Raw genomic sequence first — 18,141 nt, 5'->3', positions numbered from 1 at the left:
ACCCGAAACCCTTCGTCTGGCGCAAAACCGCGGAGGAGATCCTGGAATCACTCGCTAAATATCTTCAACGGATTTCAGGTGCAGGACACTAGCGGTGGCGGGTGCGGGTGGTCAAGCCCTTGGCGGCGACCAGGATTCGGCGACGGTGCGGAACCGTAGCGCGGGTGGTGAAGACCTGGTAATCGGCTGCTTCGATGCGGTCGAGGATCTCGGCGTAGAGGGTGGCGGCGGTGGTGATCGCCGGGCGCACTCGGGGGGCGAGCAGGGCTATGCCGGGAACTGCCTGCCGATAGATATCGCGGTTGACGGCGATCAGGTGGGCCAGCGCGCGGCGCAGCGGTGCGTCGGTGTGGCCGTGATCGTGGCAGCCGCGTAGGTGGGCTTCGTCCACGCCGAAAGCCGTCAGTTCGTCGGTGGGGAGATAGACGCGGTCCCGGTCGAGGTCTTCGGCGACGTCGCGCAGGAAATTGGTGAGCTGGAAGGCTTCGCCGAGGGCGGCGGCCGCGGGTTCGGCCTCGGTGACGGGGACGACGGTGCCGAGGACCGGCAGCAGTTGCAGGCCGATGGCCGCGGCGGATCCACGCATGTACTCGCGGAGCTCGCCCATCGTGGCGTAGCGGGTGCGGTGGGTGGCCGTGCCGGGGACGTCCATGCGCATGGCGTCGAGGAACGTCCAGATGTGGGCGTGTGCGATGTCGTAGCGGGCGATGGTGTCGGCGGCCGCGGTGATGATCTGGTCGCGGCGCGGGTCGGTGGTGTCGATGTCGCCGTGTTCGAGGGCAAGGCGCAGTTGCTTCTCGACGAGGTCGAGGTGCTGAGCGGGGGAGACGTCGACGTACTGCCGGGTGCCATCGCGCGGGTCCAGGACACGCGCGGTGTCATCGGCGTGGTCGACGATGTCATCGACCATCCGGGCGAACGCGTACAGCGCGTGCACGGCCCGCCGCCGCTCCGGCGAGAGCAGCGCTGTCGCCAGGTAATAGGTGCGCCCGTGCTCGGCGGCGATCCGCCGGCAACTCGCGTAGGCCGCATCCAGCTCGCCGGTCAGCGGTCGGGCACCAGCATCGGCAGCCACGTTCACGATCTCTCTCCGAAGCTCCTGCGTGCGACCGCTCACGCCCGGACGGGCGGCGCCGATTCCGTGGCAGCGGCCTTCGACCTGGCCGAACGCAGACGCAGCGGATCAACGGTACGCAGCGACACCGCCGCGACCACGGCGGCGAACGTCGCCAGCGCGACGTGCGAGAAGTTGTAAAGCCCGAGCGACCCGTCCGGCTGGAATACCAGCATCAACCAGGTGCAGAGGCCTACCAGCCACATCAACGTCCTGGTCGACAGCGCGAACCCGGCCGCCAGCGCGAGCGGCCACGAGTAGTACCAGGGCAGCGCGGCAGGCGACAGGATCACGATCGCGACGAAGGCGATGACGATGCCCATCACGGCCTCGCGCTCGCTGTGCCGGAACCGCCACCAGGTCGCGACGAGCAGCACGACCAGCGCCACCTGGCACAGGTTGCGGGTCACAGGGAGCACCGATTGCTCTTGCAGCGGGGTTACCCAGGTGATCACGTTCGCGAGGATCGTCGGCAGCGAAAGCCAATTGATGATCCTGTTCGAACCCTGCAGTGCGGCCACCCAGCCGAACCCGACTCCCGTGATTGCCGATGCGGCGCCGAAGACGAGCGCGAACACGCCCATACCGAGGCCGGCGATCTTGGCGAAAACGAACAGCGGATGCGGCATATCGGCGGACGGTCGGGCCGCGTCGGGATGCATCTGGTCCTCGGAAGGTTCCACGTCCGAGTCCGCTGCCAGTCGCTCGGCCGCGCGTCGTTCCTTCTCGTGCAGAATCCAGATCCACACCAGGAACGGCAGCGCGACACCCGCGGTCGCCTTGATCGCGACGCCGATGGCGACGACCACGATTCCCGCCACATGATGACGTTCGAGGACAAGTGCGATGCCCGCGCACATCAGTCCGACCATCAGCATCTCGTTGTGCACGCCACCGATCAGGTGCACTAGTACCAGCGGGTTGAGCACCGCCAACCACAGCGCGGTCGTCGGCTTCCCGCCGAGATGCTTGGTCAGGTACGGCACGGCCCACATCATCAGTGCCAGTCCGGGCAGCATGACGATGCGCAAGGCGATGGTCCCGGCGATCACATTGTCACCGGTAATCGAGGTGATCGCGCGGCCGATTAGCAAGAACACCGGCCCGTACGGTGCGGTGGTGGTGGTCCAGACCGTGCTCACGTTGTCCAGCAGCACACCCGGATTGGCGACGGGCCCTACCTGATAAGGGTCGAATCCGTCGCGTAGCAGCGCGCCTTGGGCGAGGTAGGAGTAGACATCGCGGCTGAACATCGGCGCCGCGAACAGCAGGGGCGTGATCCAGATTCCGACGGTCGCCCGCAACTCGTTGAGGGTGACCGTCGGGTCGCCCTTGCTGATGGTGATGCGGCCGAGGCGAACCCACGCGGTGATCATCATCAGCACGCCGACCCAGATAACGATCATCGACAGCGCGTACCCGTGGCCGAACCGCAGCCAGGACAGGTGTAGCGCCTCGAGGAGAGGGTCGCGTTTGCGGACAGCGCCTGCACCGAAGCCACCGAAGGTGATCATGATGGCGCCGAAGAATCCCATGATGGCCGCGTGGCCTTCGGGGCTCCTGGCGAACTCGCTTGCGGTGCGCAGCCAGGTCCGGACGCCGGGATCTGTGCCGGTGGGTAGGTGACGCCGACGCTCGAGTGTGCGCGTGTTGTCCATGGTGCCTACGGTCGTCTCGGAGGGCGGCATGTTCGGTCGGTCCCCCCGGATGGTCGGCGGTCGCAACCGCGAGCTGATAAGTCGGCCGTCAGTTTACGGCTTCAAGTTGGAACACTAACCCGGTGGTCGGTACCGGCGTGTGCCCGGCTGCCGGTGATTCGTGCCGCCGCCAGCTTGCCCGACAGCAGCGTGGTGGGCACACCCACCCCCGGAGTGGTGCCGCAACCTGCGAGAACGACGTTGTCCACACCCCTTGGCAGATTGCGTGGCCGGAAGGGGCCGGTTTGCCGGAACAGGTGCGCGATCGAGAACGGCGTGCCCGCGATCATGCCCTTGGCGGCCCACGTCCCGGGAGTGTCGAGGTGGTCGACGTGGAAATGTTCGGTGATGCCGGTGTAGCCGCGCTGTTCCAGCACCGCGAGCAGTTCGCGCAGGTAGGCCGGGCCGAGGCGGTCCCAGTCGAGCGGGGCGGCGGTCAGGTTGGGACACGGCGCGAGCACCGACAGCGGCTCGAAGCGGCCGCTCGCCCGCTCGATGAACTGGTCGGCGTCGGTCAGCGCGGGCCGCGTGAGCAGCAGCGACGGATCGCTCATGAGCTGCCCGCGCCCCTTGCGCGCGGCGATCTCGGCGAAGGTCTGCGCCCAGGCGGCGCCGAACTCGATGGTGTGGTGGGCCCGCACCGGCCACTGCGCGGCGATCTCGGCGGGAATGGTGCCGTGGGCGACGACAGCCGACGGCGAGGCACGCAGGCCGCGACGAGGGCGAAGGCCGAATCGAGGCAGCGAGCCGATGTCGGCGGTGAGGACCACCGCGTCGCAGGGGTACGCGCGGCCGTCGGCGGTGCGGACGGCTTCGGCGCGTCGGCCGGTCCGATAGTCGATGCCGTCGACCTCGGCGTTCAGGACGAGCCGGCCACCCGCGTCGGTGAATGCCTCGGCGAGAGCGGCCGTGATCGCGCGCATCCCGCCTTCGGGGAAGTAGACCCCGAGGCAGGTGTCCATGTTCGGGATCGCGCCGTAGACCGCCAGCGCGTCATCCGGCGACATGCCGGCGTAGAGCGCTTGGAAGGTGAACAGCCTGGTCAGCCGCTCGTCGCGCAGATAGGACCGCACGCGCGGCCCCAGCTTGCCGAACCCGCCGAGCTTGGCGAGCGCGGTCAGCGCGGCCCTGGCGCGCGGCGTGCGCACCATGTCGAGGGGCGAGTCGAAATCGGCGTTCATGAACTCGTCGAATTCGGCGTCGTAGATGCGGCCGAGCCAGTCACGCAGGCGCCGGTAGTTGCGCGCTTCGGCGGGCCCGCAAGCACTTTCGACCTCGGCGGCCATCTGGTCGGCATCGTCGAAGACACGGATGTCGCTGCCGTCGGCGAAACGCGCGTGGTAGGCGGGGGTGAGGCGGTGGATGCGAAGGCCGACGCTGTCGCGGGTGTGCCCGACGGCGGCCAGCGCGTCGTCGATCACCTCCGGCAACGTGAGAACGGTTGCGCCGCTGTCGATCTCGTAGTCGTCGAACCGGTAGCGACCCACCCGCCCGCCCGGATGATCGGCCCGTTCCAGCACCGTCACCTCGCGACCGGCGCCCCGCAGATGCAGCGCGGCCGCGAGACCGGCCAGCCCGGCTCCGACTACGACGACATGATTCTGTTGTCCCACAACACTTTTCCTATCAGGCTGCGCGGCGAGTGGCAGCCAGTGCCATGGCGTGGAGCAACTGCTCGGCTTGCGGTGTCGCGGAACTGGTCGCGATGGCGGCCAGCCCGGTATCGGTGAGCTCGGTGATCCGCCGCTCCACCTCGTCGACCGCGCCCAGGTCGGTGAGCACCGTGCGCAGCTCGTCGACGGCGGCATCGTCGAGGTCCGTGCCCAGACCCGTCCGGATCAGGGCGGCGGACGCCGGATCGGCCCGGCGCAGCGCCTCGGCGATCAACACGGTCCGCTTGCCTTCGCGCAGGTCATCGCCCGACGGCTTCCCCGTCACCGCCGGGTCGCCGAACACGCCGAGCAGGTCGTCACGCAGCTGGAACGCGATCCCCACATCGGTCCCGTAGGTCCGCAGCGCATCCACCAGCGCCTCATCGGCACCCGCCAGCGCCGCACCCAGATGCAGCGGCCGTTCGATCGTGTACGCGGCGGTCTTGTACCGATTGATCCGCAACGCGGCCTCGACGGATTCGTCGCCACCGGCTTCGCCGTTGATGTCGAGGAGTTGCCCGCCGAGCACCTCGGTCCGCATCCGCGCCCACACCGGTGCGAACCTGGCCAGCGCAAGCGGGCTCAGCCCGGCCTCGTGAACCAGATCATCTGCCCAGGCCAGAGCCAGATCGCCGATCAGAATCGCGACGGCCGAGCCGTACGCCGCGCCGTCGCCGGGCCAGCCCGCCGCCCCATGGCGATCCTCGAACTCGATGTGCACGGTCGGGAAGCCGCGCCGCGTCCGCGAGGAGTCGATGATGTCGTCGTGCACGAGCGCGCACGCCTGCACCAGTTCCAGCGCCGAACAGGCGGTGAGCACCGCGGCGGCGTCGGGCCCCGCGGGGTCGCCACCGGCACCGAGCCACCCGGTCCAGGCGAACCCCGGCCGCGTCCGCTTGCCGCCACGAACAACGAACTGTTCCAGTGCCTCGACGGCATCGATGAAGACGGGCCCCAGCGGCTCGACGAACTCACGCCGGGTGGCGAAGAAACTGGTCAGCACCTGTTCGACAGCGGCGACGAAGGCCGACGTGCCCGGTGTCAGCGTGACGAGATCGACCGAGGTCAGAGCGTCGGCGGCGGACCGGGAGAGCGGGGTACCGATTCCGGCGGACAGGGCGGCCTCCAGGGGCGAGGTGGGCGAACAGCGGGACCGGTTGGGCACTCGGTGGTGCGGTCACCAGCGTTGTCTCGAACGATACGCGGGTGGGCCGGGCGCGCTCCCGGCGCACAGGGCCGCTGCGACGCAGCCCACACCCGGCGTTTCGGCGGGGTTCTGCCGCCGCGGACACGTTCATCGGACTTGACGCAGTGTCCGGTGTTGGGTGGCCGGATTCCCAGTCGGTGCCGGGGCGTCATCGGGCCCCACTAGACTGAGCCGGTGGATTTCGACAATGGACGGGGAAGTTCGACCCCAGATCGACCCGCCCAGCGGCCGTCGATCGTCTCGAACACCCCCTCGGTGGTGCAGAGTCTGCGCACTCATTCGGGCAGTGGCGTGCCCTTCTCCGTGGAGTTCAACCCCCCGCGTGACGCGGCGGGCGAGGCTCGGTTGTGGCGTGCGGTCCGCGAGTTCGAACGCATGCATCCGGCCTTCGTGTCGATGACCTACGGCGCGGGCGGCTCCACCCGCGACCGCACCGTGCGCATCACCGGTGCCCTCGCGCAGGAAACCACCCTGCTCCCGGTCGCCCACCTCACCGCGGTCGGCCACAGCATCGCCGAACTGCGCTCCCTGATCGGCTCCTACGCCGACTCCGGCATCTGCAATGTCCTGGTCCTGCGCGGCGACCCGCCCGGCGACCCACTGGGCGAATGGGCCAAGCATCCCGGCGGTGTCGAATACGCCGAGGAACTGGTTCGCATCGTGCGCGACCTCGGCGACTTCCACGTCGGCGTCGCGTCGTTCCCCCAGGGCCACCACCGCTCGCCCGACCTCGACCACGACACCCACCACCTGGCCGCGAAACTCCGTGCGGGAGCGGAGTATTCGATCACCCAGATGTTCTTCGACGTCGAGCACTACCTGCGTCTGCGCGACCGCGTGATCGCCATGGACCCCATCGAGGGTGCCAAGCCGATCATCCCCGAGCTGATGCCCATCACCTCGCTGCGCACCGTCGCCCGCGCCGAAGAACTCAGCGGCCGCCCCGTCCCCGCCGACGTCGTAGCCCGCCTCACCCGGGCCGCGGGCAGCGGCCCGGAAGAAGACCGCGCCGCGGTCCGCGCCGAGGGCATCCAGATCGCCACCGAAATGGCCCAGCGCCTCACCGACGAAGGCGCCCCCTGCCTGCACTTCATCACCCTGAACTTCGCCAAGGCCACGAGTGAGGTCCTCACCAACCTCGGCTACGGGGTGACGGCCGCCCCGATCAGCGCGTAGAACCGAGGGCTTGTGCTACTTTTCGCTCGAAAAGTAGCACAACTGGCTGGTGGTGCTACTTAAGTAGCGCTACCCTTCATCAGTGATACTTGTCGGCTGAAAAGTATCACTGAATGTCGATCCGAGGGGTTGAGCTGATGCTGCTGGAGGACTTCTCCACCGCGCAGCAGGTGAACGTCGTGCGCGCGGACAATGGATACCGCGCGTTCTCGCCGCCGCCGCTGCCGCCGATCGTCCAGATGTCTCCGAAACTTGTCCGCAGATTGTCCAGTGCAGATCGGGCGGTCGGCGAACTGGCCGGTCTCGGGCGCGGACTGCCCAGCCCCGAGCTGTTCGGCCGGGCGCTGGTGCGTCGCGAGGCCGTGTTGTCGAGCCGGATCGAGGGCACTGTCGCGTCATTGTCGGACGTGGCGATGTACGAGGTCGAGCGTCCCGCCCATCCTCGGGGGGACGTCCAGGAAGTGTTCAACTACATGAGCGCGATGGATCATGTTCTCGATCCCGGTAGGCGCTTGCCGTTGAGTCTGTCGCTACTGCGAGAAGCGCATCGGATTCTGATGACCGGCGTTCGTGGCGACTACGCCACTCCCGGCGAATTCCGGCGCAGCCAGAACTGGATCGGCCCTCCCGGCTCTACCATCGACACCGCGAAATATGTTCCGCCGCCACCTGAATCGCTGTGGCAGGGCCTGGATGCCTTCGAGAAGTTCCTGCATGCGGACGGGGAGCTGCCGCCACTGCTGGCGATCGCCGCGGTGCATTATCAGTTCGAGGCGATCCATCCCTTCATCGACGGCAACGGCCGCATCGGCCGGTTGCTCGCGGTGATGCTCCTTGTCGAGTGGGGACTGCTGCCCGGCCCCTTGCTCGACCTGTCGTCCTATATCGAGCCACGGCGGGACCGGTATTACGAAGGCTTGCTGAGTGTTTCGACCGAGGGCGACTGGCTCGGCTGGTTCGAATTCTTTCTCGAGGTCATCGAGGAGCAGGCCCGTGACAGCCTCGCCCGCGCCGTACGGCTGGACGCGCTTCGGACCGAACTCAGGCTGAGGGTTGCCAGAGCGCGCTCATCCGGCCTGCTGCCGATCCTGATCGACGAGCTGTTCCGCTCCCCGATCATCGGCATTGCGAACGCGATGAAGGCCCTCGACGTCACCCACCGCGCCGCCACCTTGAATGTCGAAAAACTAGTGGAGGCAGGGATTCTCGTCGAAGTAACCCGAGCTCGCACCCGCTTCTTCGCCGCTCCGGATGTGCTCGCGGTGATGAACGGCACCTGAGTACTGTCCTCAACGGCGGGGGCGGCGGGACGTCGATGCAGCCACGATGCATCGACGCACCACATCTTGCGCGGAACCGCCGATCCTGAACGTTGGTTTTGCCGACCAGAAGTCACTGAGTCCAGCAGTTCTGACACCCGGCTGATATCGCGCTGACTACTGAGCGACGGCGAGGTTGTTCCAGGTTCGTTCCCAGCTGCGGGTCATCGCGGGGTAGACGATTCCGTAGCGGAAGGGCTTGATCAAGGCCATGTAGAAGCGGCCGAACCAGCCGTTGGGCTTCACCAGAACCGCCATTTGCAGGTGGTAGCCGGAATCGTCGGGGACCCAGCCCAGGTGCATGATGCCGTGCATCGTGCCGTTGGCGATTTCGGCGGCGTATTCGTTGCCGAGGACGTAGAGGGCGGTGAGGGGGCCGTCCTCGTCGGGGATGTCGGTGTCTCGTAGGTCGGTGGGTAGGCGGTCGCGCAGGGAGGCGACTCGGGTGCCGGTGCCCGCGTCTTCGCGGTCCCAGCCGAACAGTTCGCCCAGCTTCCAGCGGATCTTGAACAGTAGGCCGCTGATACCGGTGGACTCGGAGGCGCGTTCGGCTCGGAGGGCGGCCAGTAGGGCGGGGAAGTCGTCAGGGCCGCCGCCGGGGGTGCGGAATTTCCAGATGTCCTCGACGTCGAAGTCGGGGGCGATCTCGTGGATGCGCCAGGGTTGGCCGGTGTGGGCCGATTCGGGTAGTCGCATAGCTGGAACCTCCATGTGTACGGCAGCGTATAGATCGAGACTACCGCTGATATACGCCTACGTATAGATGGGGAAAGTGTGACTGATGCGGGCTTGACGAGAGGGCCGCGGAACGAGTCCGCGGCCCCTCGTGGTGCTTACTCGTGTCGTACGGGTTTGACGAATGCGGTGGTGGCCAAGGCGAGAACCAGCAGACCCGCGCACAGGTAGCTCGCCACCTCGATACCCGCCGCCATGGCCGCGCGGCCCGCTTCCGCGATGGGCACTGTGTGCGGATTCTCGGCGAGGGCGCTGATCGCCGAACCGGCGCTGTCGGTGACAGTCGACTCCAGCTGCCGCACTTCGGATTCGGGCAGCCCGGCATCGGTCAGGCGGTCGCGCAGGCCGGTCCCGACGGTGCTGAAGTAGACGGTGGTGAGGACCGCGATGCCCAGTGCCGAGCCGAGTTCCCTTGCCGCGCTTTGAATTCCCGAGCCCTGGCCCGCGCTCTCGCCCGGCACGTCGGCGAGCACGATATTGGTGACCTGGGCGGTAGCGAAGCCGACTCCGATGCCGTAGACGAACAGCGCGAGCGCGATCGACCACCAGCTGCTGTCCGCCGCGGCGAACAGTCCGAGCAACGCCAGCCCGGCCGCTTCCAGCAGCAAACCGATCCTGACCTGACCCAGGGCCGAAACCGAGGCCGTGAGTGAGAAGCTCGCGCCACTGGCGACGAAACTGCCGATCGCGAGCGGCATCAGCGCGAGCCCGGCCTGCAGCGCGGTGTAGTCGAGGGCGAACTGCATCCACAGCGGCAGTACCGCGATGATGCCGAACTCGCCGACGCCGACGATCAGCGTCACCACATTGCCCCTGCGGAACGAATCGATCGAGAACAGCCGGATATCGACCAGTGGCTGCCCATCGGTGCGCCCCAGCATCGCCTGCCTGCGCCAGAAGAGCCCGAGGGCAAGTGCGGCGCCGGCGAACGCGACGAGAACTGGTGAAGGTCCACCGCGCCAAGCGAATTCACCGATGCGCAGCGGCTCGGTGACGACCAGCCAGCCATAATGCCGTCCCTCGATCATGGCGAAGGCGAGCAAGCCGAGGCAGAGGGCGGACTGGGCCGCCCCGAGCCAATCGACGCGACCGGCGTTCTTCGGTGCGGCGGGAAGATAGATCAGCACGGCCACGATGAGCAGCGCGACCGCGGGGATATTGATGCCGAAGGCCCACCGCCAGGAGAAGTCGGCGAGCCAGCCGCCGAGCAGCGGGCCGACCGCCGCGGCCGCGCCGATCGTCGATCCCCAGATCGCGAAGGCCTGCCCGCGGGCCTTTCCGGTGAATGCCGCGTTCACCAGGGCCAGTGAGGTCGGCAGGATCAGTGCCCCGCCGATGCCCTGCAGGAAACGGGCCGCGATGAGCAGGCCGCCACTCGGTGCGAGCGCGGCGAGCAGGCTGGTGCCGCCGAAGACGACCAACCCGATCAGGAACAGCTTACGTGCACCGTAGAGGTCGCTGAGCCGGCCTGCGACCAGCAGCAGCGCCGCGAAGACGATCGCGTACGACTCCTGGATCCATTGCGCCTGAATCGAGGTGATCGCCAGATCGTCGACGATCGGCGCGAGGATCACGTTCACGATCGTCAGGTCGACCACGATCAACGCAACGCCGAGCGAGACGGCGATCAGCCCCAGCCACAAGCGCAGCGGTGGAGTCTCGGTTTCTGTCCGCACTATACCTCCGTCATAAAGTTACTTTACGATGAAGGTAAATGGCGGGCGGTAAGTTGTCAATCGGGCGGTCGACGAGAGGACGAGATGTGGAGCAGACATCCGGCGATGTCGCGATGCGGCGGCAGCGGCTGGCCGCGGGGCTCATCGACTACGGCGCGAGCTTCACCGAACTGGGCCGCCGATTCGCGGAAACTCTCGGCGTGCACTCCACCGACGCCTTCGCGCTGATGGAGATCGCCGCCGCCGAACAGGCCGCCGAGCCGCTCTCGCCCGCGCTGCTGAGCAAGCGGATCACCCTCACCTCGGGGGCGATGACGACCCTGCTCAACCGGCTGGAGCAGGCGGGATACATCACCCGCAGCCGCGAGCACACCGATCGGCGGGTGGTGACCCTGCGGTGTAGCGAGAACGCTCGACAGCTCGCCGACGAGTTCTTCCACCCCATCAATGCCGAACAGGACGCGATCCTGGCCGAATACGACCCTGCCCAGCTCGCCGAGTTCGAGAGGTTGCTCGCGCGATTGCGGACGGCGATGACGGTCGCACAGCCAGAAGGCGCCCCGTAGCCGAGTCGGCTTTTCGGGGCGCCCTCATGGTTGCCGGTCAGGCGGCGCGGGCCGCTCGCTGTCCCCACGCGTCGGCCAGCAGCCGATGGGATTCGAGCCGGTCGGCGTGGTTGTGGGTGATGGTGGTGATCAGGAGTTCGTCTGCGCCGGTGACCTTTTGGAGGGCGTCGAGGCGCTCGGCGGCGGTGGTGGGTGAGCCGACGATCTGGGAGGCAAGGCGGTCGTCGACGAGGCGGAGTTGGTCGGCGGTGAGCGGGGAAGCCGTTGTGGGGTCGAGGTATTCGGCCGCACCGCCGCTGCGGATGCTGTGGACCCAGTGTCCGTAGGTGCTCGCGCGGTGGCGGGCGGTGTCGTCATCGGGGGCGACCACGACATCGGCCGACACGATGACGTGCGGTTCGGTCAGTAGTTCCGACGGCCGGAACGCCGCCCGATACGCCGCGACAGCGTCCAGCGCGGTGCCCGGCGCGACATGGTAGGCCGCGGCGAACGGCAGTCCCGATTTGCCTGCGAGCTCGGCACTTTCGCCCGCCGAACTACCGAACAACCACAGCTCGGCATCGATGCCCTCACCCGGAACGGCGTGCAGCTCGACACCGTTGGGTGTGAAGTATCTGCCGTCGAGTAGTGCTTGGATCTCGGCCAGTTGTTCGGCGAAGTCCAGCGACTCCGCTCCGGGTTGTTGCAGCGCCTCGGCCGAGGCGAGGAATCTCGTGCGATCGGTGACCCGGCGTGGATCGAAGGGCGGCGGCACGACTACGCCGTCACGTACCTCGGTGCGCCCGGTGACGGTGTCGAGGACCGGATGACCGCCCTTGGTGGTCGCCGCCGCGGCCCCGAACTGGCTGACACGGTGCCCTGACCGGCCGAGACCCAGGTCGAGTCGTCCCGGGTACAGCGCGTCGACGGTGCCGAACGCCTCCACGATCGAGGCTGATGTGTGGTGGCCAACCTGCACCGCGCCGGTCCCCACCCGGATGCGCGAGGTGGCCGCGGCGACCAGTCCGAGCAGGGTCAGCGACGACGAACTCGCCACCGAGACGAAATGGTGTTCGGCCAGCCAATATCGGCGATATCCCCACTGCTCGGCCTGCCGGGCGAGATCGACGGTGTTGCGCAATGCCTGTGCGGCACTTGACCCTTCGCTGATGGGGGAAAGATCGAGGATCGACAGCGGAACGCTCATAGCTTCGGATCCTGTTCTCCCGCTTCGATCGCCACGCGCAGCCTGTTCTCGCGTGGTGCCACCGGGCAGGTGGCGAAATCGGTGAACGCGCACGGCAGGTTCACGGCACGGTTGAAATCGAGGGTCACGGTGCCGTCGGCCTCGACCGCGCCGATGGCGAGCGATCGGGCGGCCGGGTAGGTGGTGACGCCGCTGGTGGCGTCGGTGAACAGCACCTTCAGGTCGTCGGGGGTGCCGAAGGCGAGCAGCGCTTCGTGGCTGTCACCGATCCGGAACTCGATGATTCCCGCGGCGCTGTGGTGGTGCTCGAGCCCGTCCACCACGGCGCCCGTGGTGACGGTGCGTGCCTGTCCGAACGCGGTGAAACGCCCGGTCACGACCCAGCGTGGGTCGGCGGGGTAGGCCGCGACCCCGGTGAACGTGGTCAGCGTCGGCGCGGCCGGATCGTGCACGCGCACCGCGTACTGCCCGGAGCGGCGGATCACTTCGAGGACCTTCTCCTCGTTGAGCACGCTGACTCCCGGCGCGCCCTCCACGGGCGTCACGATCTGCACGCCGCCGATCCGCTCGCCGTCGACATCGAGCCGGTCGGCGGGCTGTGCGGTGATGAACACCTTCTCGTCGGTGACCCACCAGGTGCCGGGGACGCCGTCCAGGCGTTGCGGGCTGTCGGTGAGCCAGTGCAGCCCGGCCAGGCTGAGCCAGCCGAGCGGATCGCGCAGCCCGTCCTCGCGGGCATGATGCCAGCGCGACCAGTCGTCGGCGAATGTCGTGGTGGGGGTGTGGTTCTCGACGGTGATCGTCATGACGCGCGTGCTCCTTCGGCGATGGTGTGCTGGTGGGGGTGGCGCAGACCGAGGTGGTCGCGCAGGGTGGTGCCGGTGTACTCGGTGCGGAAGCTGCCGCGTTCCTGTAGTTCGGGGACCACCGTGTCGACGAACTCGTCGAGCCCGGCGGGTGTCAGGTGGGGGACGAGGATGAAACCGTCGGCGGCATCGGACTGCACGTAGTGGTCGATCTGCTCGGCGACCTCGGTGGGCGTGCCGATGAACTGCTGGCGGGCGGTGACCTCGATGATGAGCTCGCGGATGCTGAGGTTGTCCGCCTCGGCCTGCCCGCGCCACGCTTTCGCCACGGCCAGTGGATCTTTCGTGTGCCTGACCCGGCCGCGGGTGATCTCGGCGGCGGCGTCGGGCTCGATATCGGGCAGCGGGCCGTCCGGGTCGTAGCCGGAAAGGTCACGGCCCCAGACCTGTTCGAGGAAGGCGATCGCGGTCTGCGGGCTCACCTGCTGGTAGCGGATGCTACGGGCGCGCTCGTGTGCCTCGTCGGTGGTGTCACCGAGGACGAACGTGGCCGCGGGCAGCACCAGTAGATCGCCGTGTGCGCGACCGTATTTCGCCAGCCTGCCCTTGACGTCGGCGTAGAACTTCTGGCCCGCCTCGAGGGTGCCGTGTCCGGTGAAGATCGCATCGGCGGTCTTCGCGCCGAACTCGCGGCCTTCGTCGGAATCGCCCGCCTGCAACAACACCGGATGGCCCTGCGGGCTCGGCGGGACGACGAACGGCGCCGCGAAGTCGAACTGCGAACTGCGGAAGGCGGTTTCGGGGACTTCGCGGGCGAAGATCCCACGCTCCCGATCGATCACCAGCGAGTCGGTGGGCCAGCTGTCCCACAGCGTCCTGGTCGCGGCGACCACCTGTTCCGCGCGCCGATACCGCTCGCTGTGTTCGAGGTAGCCGCCGCGCCGGAAGTTCTCGCCGGTGAACGCGTCCGAGGAGGTGACCACGTTCCACGCGGCCCGGCCGCCGGAGAGGTGATCGAGCGAGGCGAACTGCTTGGCCACCTCGAACGGTTCGTTGTAGGTGCTGTTGATGGTGCCCGCCAGCCCCAGCCGCTCGGTCACCGCCGCCACCGCGTTGAGCACGGTGAACGTGTCGGGCCTGCCCACCACATCCAGGTCGTGGATCTGCCCGCGATGCTCGCGCAGCCGCAACCCCTCGGCCAGGAAGAAGAAGTCGAACAGGCCGCGTTCGGCGGTGCGCGCCAGATGCTCGAAGGACGCGAACTCGACCTGCGATCTCGACGCCGGGTCGGCCCAGACGGTGGTGTTGTTGACGCCGGGGAAATGCGCGGCAAGGTGGACTTGCTTGCGTGGTTTCGAGGTCACAGCGCTGCTCCTGTCGTGGCGTATCGGTTGAGTGGGCGGGGGAGACCGAGCCGGTCGCGGAGGGTAGGCGCCGGACTCGCCTCGGCGATGTCGCCGGCGTCGACGAGCTGCCCCGGTTCGCCCTCGGCGCGGTGGGCGGTGAGAGCGGTCAGCGTGGCGTGCAGGGCAATCGGTCGCAGGACAACTCCGTCGATGCCCGACCGAGTGATCTCCGCGAGCACGTCATCGAGTCCGGCGGCCGTGCCGACATGGTGGAGCCGATCGGTATCGAGGTGCGGCCGCACGGCCCAGCCGTCGAGTTCTGCTACCTCGGAGTGCGCGTCGACTGCCGAATCCGACAGGTGCACAGGGAGATCCAGCAGGATCTGCACGGTGTCGGGGTCGCGGCCCGTGGCGGCGATGGCGGTGCGCAACACGGTGCGGCGTTCGGTGGCGGTGGGGAGATCGGTGGCGGTGATGCGGATGATGTCGGCGCGGCGGACCGCGACCTCGGCCGACTCGGGGTCGTCGGCGCGGACGGTCACGATCGGTTGGCCCTGCGGCGAGCGCGGGGTGATCGATGGGCCCCTGACCGAGAAGTTGTCGCCGGTGAAGTCGATGTAGTGCAGGCGGTCGCGGTCGATGAAGCGGCCGGTGGGCACGTCGCGGATCTCGGCGTCGTCCTCCCAGCTGTCCCACAGCCGGGTCACCACCTCGACCGCTTCGTCGGCCTCGTGCCACAGTGACTCCAGATCCTGAACATCCTTGCGGCCGAACGCCTTCGCCTCGACTTCGGCCGTCGACACAGTCACCTCCCAGCCCGCGCGGCCCAGGCTCGCGAAGTCGAGCGCGGTCACGGCCTTGGACGCGTGGAACGGTTCGGTGTGGGTGACCGGTACCTGGGGAATGAGGCCGATCCGGCTGGTCAGGGGGGCGGTGCGGGCGGCGATCGCGACGGCGTCGAGCCTGCCTCGGGTCACGGCGGTGCCACCGGCCTGGATGCCGAACGAGTCGGGCAGGAACACGGCGTCGAACCCGAGCGTCTCGGCGGTCGCTATCACGGCCGTCCAGTAGCCGGCGGTGAACAGGTCTTCGGCGCCGGAATCGGCGCGCCGCCAGGACGCGGGATGCGTTCCGGTGCCGACCGTTTCGATGCCGAGGAACAGTCCGGTCTTGCTCATCGGGTGAGGTCCTTTCCGTCGAGGGGCTCGATCCGGGTTCCCGGGGCGGGGATCGCCGCGAGTAGCTCCCTGGTGTAGGGGTGCCGCGGATCGGTGAACAGGGTTGAGGTAGCGCCGGTTTCGACGATGCGACCCTGGCGCATCACCGCGACGCGGTCGCTGATCCGGCGCACCACGGCCAGGTCGTGGGAGATGAACAGGTAGCCGAGGGCGAGTTCGGTCTGCAGGGTGTCGAGCAGGTCGAGGATCTGCGCCTGCACCGAGGCGTCGAGCGCGGAGACCGGTTCGTCGAGTACCAGCAGGTCGGGGCGCAGGGCCAGCGCGCGGGCGATCGCCACCCGTTGTCGCTGTCCGCCCGACAGCTCGGCGGGTCTGCGCTTGGTGAAATCCGCTGGTAGCGCGACTTGTTCGAGGAGCTCGGCGACCCGTTTCGTGCGGTCGCCGACGCCATAGGCGCGCAAGGGTTCGGCGATGATGTCGGCGACTTCCCAGCGCGGATCCAGCGATGAGTACGGGTTCTGGTACACCACCTGGAACCGCTTGCGCAGGGCGCGCAACCGATTTCGGCGGACACTGGTGAGGTTGTGACCGTCGAAGGTGACCGTTCCGCTGTCCGCCTCGGTGAGCCGCAGTGCGATCCGGGCCGTCGTCGACTTGCCCGAACCGGATTCACCGACCAGAGCAAGCGTTTCGCCACGATCGAGACTGAACTCGACATCATCGACGGCGGTGATGCTGCCCGCTCCCGCATGGAATCGCTTGTGCAGGGCACGAACCGACAGCAAAGGTGTCTCCGCTCTGGGACGACGGGGCCGGAACTCGGTGGGCGACAACGTCGGAGACGCGGCCAGCAGCCGCTGGGTATAGGGCTGTGACGGACTGGTCAATACCTGTGCGGTGGACCCGGATTCGACAACCCGGCCCTGTTCTAGCACGACCAGCCGATCCGCCCGTTCGGCGGCCACGGCCAGGTCATGGGTGATCAGCAGCACCGCTGTGCCGCGCGCCGCGATCCGCTCCGCCAGCCGATCGAGTACCTGCCGCGCAACCGTCGCATCGAGCGCACTCGTCGGCTCGTCGGCGATGATCAGCTCCGGGCCACATGCCAGCGCGATCGCGATCAGCACCCGCTGCCGCTGCCCGCCGGACAGCTCGTGCGGATACTGCCGTGCCCGCAGCTCCGGCTGATCCAGCCCGACTTCCTCGAGCAGATCCAGGGCCCGCAGTGCCGCTCCCCGCCGATCGGCGAGTCGGTGCACCAGCAGCGCCTCCGCCACCTGATCACCCACCCGCAGCACCGGATTGAGCGAGAGGCCAGGATCCTGCGGCACGAACCCCACCCGCGCACCCCGCAACCGCCGCAGCGCCTTCTCGTCGTCCGGATCGACCCGCTCACCGGCGAATTCGACCGTGCCCGACACGATCCGCGCCGAATCCCCGAGCAACCCGATCACCGCGTGCGCCAACGTCGACTTCCCGGACCCCGACTCGCCGACTAGTGCGACAACCTCTCCGCGCGCCACCTCGATCGACACGCCACGCAGCGCGGCAACAGATCCCGCGCCGGTCCGATACGCGATCTGCAGATCTTGCACCTGGAGCAAGGGCCGGTCCGCCTGCGTCGGACCTTCCGTCTTGTCGCTCATCGTGTTTCGGTCCTTCCAGCGAAGCGGCCCAGACGCTGGGCCGACAGGACCACGGCGACGATGACGAGGCCGGGCAGTGTGGTCAGCCACCAGGCGGAAGCGAGGAAGTTGCGGCCCTCCGAGATCAGCGAACCCCATTCGGGGGTGGGCGGTTTGGTGCCGTAGCCGAGGAAGCTGAGCGAGGACACCGCCAGCACCGCCATGCCGAATTCGACCGCGGCCAAGGCCAGGACAGGCTGGAACGCATTGGGAAGTACGTGCCGGACGAGCACCGCGTACCAGCGCACGCCGGACGCGTGCGCGGCCTCGACATAGGGCGCGTGCCGTACCCGCAGCACCTCCGAGCGCATCACTCTGGCGAAGTTCGCGATCAACGAGACACCCACGGCGACAGCCACATTGCGGGTGCCGAAGCCGAGCGCGGTGACCAGCGCCAGCGCGAGCAACAGTGACGGAATGGACAGCAGCACATCGACGACCCGCATGATCGCGGAGTCGACGAGGCCGCCCGAAGCGCCGGACAGCAGCCCGAGTGCCGACCCGACCACCAACGCGATCCCGACCGCGGTCAGCGTGGCGGTGAGCGAGAGCCCCGCACCGTGCACCATCCGCGTGTACAGGTCGCGCCCGAGATTGTCGGTGCCGAACCAGTGTGCCGCGCTGGGTCCCTGGAACTTCTCCGCGGGTACCCCGGTCAGCGGATCACCGGACGCGAAGAGCGACGGCGCCACGGCCCAGCCGACCGCGACGGCCAGCACTACACCCGCCACCACCAGACCGAGGTGCGCGCGGGCCCACCGGGCAGTTCGGGAGGCTCGGTGCACACGCGGAACGGCG

Annotated in this window: 15 protein-coding genes; 3 read left to right on the top strand and 12 right to left on the bottom strand. The window is 68.2% G+C overall.

All coding sequences use genetic code 11. From position 1 onward, the window contains the following. Positions 1–88: 88 nt before the first annotated feature. The 4 genes from ACFWPK_RS33375 to ACFWPK_RS33360 all read right to left on the bottom strand — a co-directional run bounded on the left by ACFWPK_RS33375 (position 89) and on the right by ACFWPK_RS33360 (position 5,592). Positions 89–1,075 (bottom strand): phytoene/squalene synthase family protein, encoded by a 987-nt coding sequence (locus ACFWPK_RS33375; RefSeq protein WP_378922664.1) that lies wholly within the window; start codon positions 1,073–1,075, stop codon positions 89–91. A 38-nt stretch (positions 1,076–1,113) separates the two neighbouring features. Continuing rightward, entirely contained in the window at positions 1,114–2,772 is a 1,659-nt protein-coding gene (locus ACFWPK_RS33370) for an alpha-(1->6)-mannopyranosyltransferase A (protein ID WP_378922654.1), read from the bottom strand. Positions 2,773–2,873: 101 nt separating this feature from the next. After that, positions 2,874–4,424, bottom strand: a complete 1,551-nt coding sequence (crtI, locus tag ACFWPK_RS33365) for a phytoene desaturase family protein (protein ID WP_378922652.1) — start codon at positions 4,422–4,424, stop codon at positions 2,874–2,876. Positions 4,425–4,437: 13 nt separating this feature from the next. Continuing rightward, the gene (locus ACFWPK_RS33360; protein WP_378922662.1) at positions 4,438–5,592 is read right to left on the bottom strand and encodes a polyprenyl synthetase family protein; all 1,155 of its coding nucleotides are present in this window, start codon (positions 5,590–5,592) and stop codon (positions 4,438–4,440) included. Positions 5,593–5,844: 252 nt separating this feature from the next. Between ACFWPK_RS33360 and ACFWPK_RS33355 the strand changes: the two genes are divergently transcribed. Together ACFWPK_RS33355 and ACFWPK_RS33350 are read left to right on the top strand one after the other, a co-directional pair. Further along, entirely contained in the window at positions 5,845–6,846 is a 1,002-nt protein-coding gene (locus ACFWPK_RS33355) for a methylenetetrahydrofolate reductase (protein ID WP_378922650.1), read from the top strand. 113 nt (positions 6,847–6,959) lie between these two features. Next, complete coding sequence (locus ACFWPK_RS33350) at positions 6,960–8,126, top strand: Fic family protein (RefSeq protein ID WP_378922648.1); 1,167 nt, start codon at positions 6,960–6,962, stop codon at positions 8,124–8,126. Between the two features lie 156 nt (positions 8,127–8,282). Here ACFWPK_RS33350 and ACFWPK_RS33345 read toward each other — a convergent pair whose 3' ends face one another. Both ACFWPK_RS33345 and ACFWPK_RS33340 read right to left on the bottom strand, forming a co-directional pair. Beyond that, a complete protein-coding gene (locus ACFWPK_RS33345; RefSeq protein ID WP_378922646.1) occupies positions 8,283–8,861 on the bottom strand; it encodes a DUF2867 domain-containing protein in 579 nt (192 codons plus the stop codon). A 137-nt stretch (positions 8,862–8,998) separates the two neighbouring features. Next, positions 8,999–10,576: a DHA2 family efflux MFS transporter permease subunit gene (locus ACFWPK_RS33340; RefSeq protein WP_378922645.1), complete on the bottom strand. Its 1,578-nt coding sequence runs from the start codon at positions 10,574–10,576 to the stop codon at positions 8,999–9,001. Positions 10,577–10,662: 86 nt separating this feature from the next. Between ACFWPK_RS33340 and ACFWPK_RS33335 the strand changes: the two genes are divergently transcribed. Continuing rightward, a complete protein-coding gene (locus tag ACFWPK_RS33335; RefSeq protein ID WP_378922643.1) occupies positions 10,663–11,142 on the top strand; it encodes a MarR family winged helix-turn-helix transcriptional regulator in 480 nt (159 codons plus the stop codon). 37 nt (positions 11,143–11,179) lie between these two features. Here ACFWPK_RS33335 and ACFWPK_RS33330 read toward each other — a convergent pair whose 3' ends face one another. From ACFWPK_RS33330 to ACFWPK_RS33305, 6 genes are read right to left on the bottom strand one after another with little or no spacing between them, the layout of a single operon-like run. After that, positions 11,180–12,328: an LLM class flavin-dependent oxidoreductase gene (locus tag ACFWPK_RS33330; protein ID WP_378922642.1), complete on the bottom strand. Its 1,149-nt coding sequence runs from the start codon at positions 12,326–12,328 to the stop codon at positions 11,180–11,182. Beyond that, positions 12,325–13,134, bottom strand: coding sequence for a DUF1684 domain-containing protein (locus ACFWPK_RS33325; protein WP_378922640.1), 810 nt, complete (start codon positions 13,132–13,134; stop codon positions 12,325–12,327). Before ACFWPK_RS33325 ends, ACFWPK_RS33330 begins: the two co-directional genes overlap by 4 nt. After that, positions 13,131–14,498 (bottom strand): NtaA/DmoA family FMN-dependent monooxygenase, encoded by a 1,368-nt coding sequence (locus ACFWPK_RS33320; RefSeq protein WP_378922638.1) that lies wholly within the window; start codon positions 14,496–14,498, stop codon positions 13,131–13,133. The genes ACFWPK_RS33325 and ACFWPK_RS33320 overlap by 4 nt, the downstream gene beginning before the upstream one ends. Continuing rightward, the gene (locus ACFWPK_RS33315) at positions 14,495–15,658 is read right to left on the bottom strand and encodes an LLM class flavin-dependent oxidoreductase (RefSeq protein ID WP_378922636.1); all 1,164 of its coding nucleotides are present in this window, start codon (positions 15,656–15,658) and stop codon (positions 14,495–14,497) included. The genes ACFWPK_RS33320 and ACFWPK_RS33315 overlap by 4 nt, the downstream gene beginning before the upstream one ends. Beyond that, positions 15,655–17,304, bottom strand: coding sequence for a dipeptide ABC transporter ATP-binding protein (locus ACFWPK_RS33310; RefSeq protein ID WP_378922634.1), 1,650 nt, complete (start codon positions 17,302–17,304; stop codon positions 15,655–15,657). The genes ACFWPK_RS33315 and ACFWPK_RS33310 overlap by 4 nt, the downstream gene beginning before the upstream one ends. Continuing rightward, positions 17,301–18,128 (bottom strand): ABC transporter permease, encoded by an 828-nt coding sequence (locus tag ACFWPK_RS33305; protein WP_378922660.1) that lies wholly within the window; start codon positions 18,126–18,128, stop codon positions 17,301–17,303. Before ACFWPK_RS33305 ends, ACFWPK_RS33310 begins: the two co-directional genes overlap by 4 nt. Positions 18,129–18,141 lie beyond the last annotated feature (13 nt).

The organism is Nocardia sp. NPDC058519, assembly GCF_042719755.1.
In the GTDB taxonomy this organism is placed as follows: domain Bacteria; phylum Actinomycetota; class Actinomycetes; order Mycobacteriales; family Mycobacteriaceae; genus Nocardia.
The sequence above is the reverse complement of the archived record's forward strand: the minus strand, read 5'-3'. Positions and strand labels throughout refer to the sequence as shown.

Bases quoted from the DNA above. Each gene is read 5' to 3' on its own strand.
- ACFWPK_RS33370 (WP_378922654.1), bottom strand. From the start codon at position 2,772: ATGGACAACACGCGCACACTCGAGCGTCGGCGTCACCTACCCACCGGC.
- ACFWPK_RS33350 (WP_378922648.1), top strand. From the start codon at position 6,960: ATGTCGATCCGAGGGGTTGAGCTGATGCTGCTGGAGGACTTCTCCACC.
- ACFWPK_RS33345 (WP_378922646.1), bottom strand. From the start codon at position 8,861: ATGCGACTACCCGAATCGGCCCACACCGGCCAACCCTGGCGCATCCAC.
- ACFWPK_RS33330 (WP_378922642.1), bottom strand. From the start codon at position 12,328: ATGAGCGTTCCGCTGTCGATCCTCGATCTTTCCCCCATCAGCGAAGGG.
- ACFWPK_RS33325 (WP_378922640.1), bottom strand. From the start codon at position 13,134: ATGACGATCACCGTCGAGAACCACACCCCCACCACGACATTCGCCGAC.
- ACFWPK_RS33315 (WP_378922636.1), bottom strand. From the start codon at position 15,658: ATGAGCAAGACCGGACTGTTCCTCGGCATCGAAACGGTCGGCACCGGA.
- ACFWPK_RS33310 (WP_378922634.1), bottom strand. From the start codon at position 17,304: ATGAGCGACAAGACGGAAGGTCCGACGCAGGCGGACCGGCCCTTGCTC.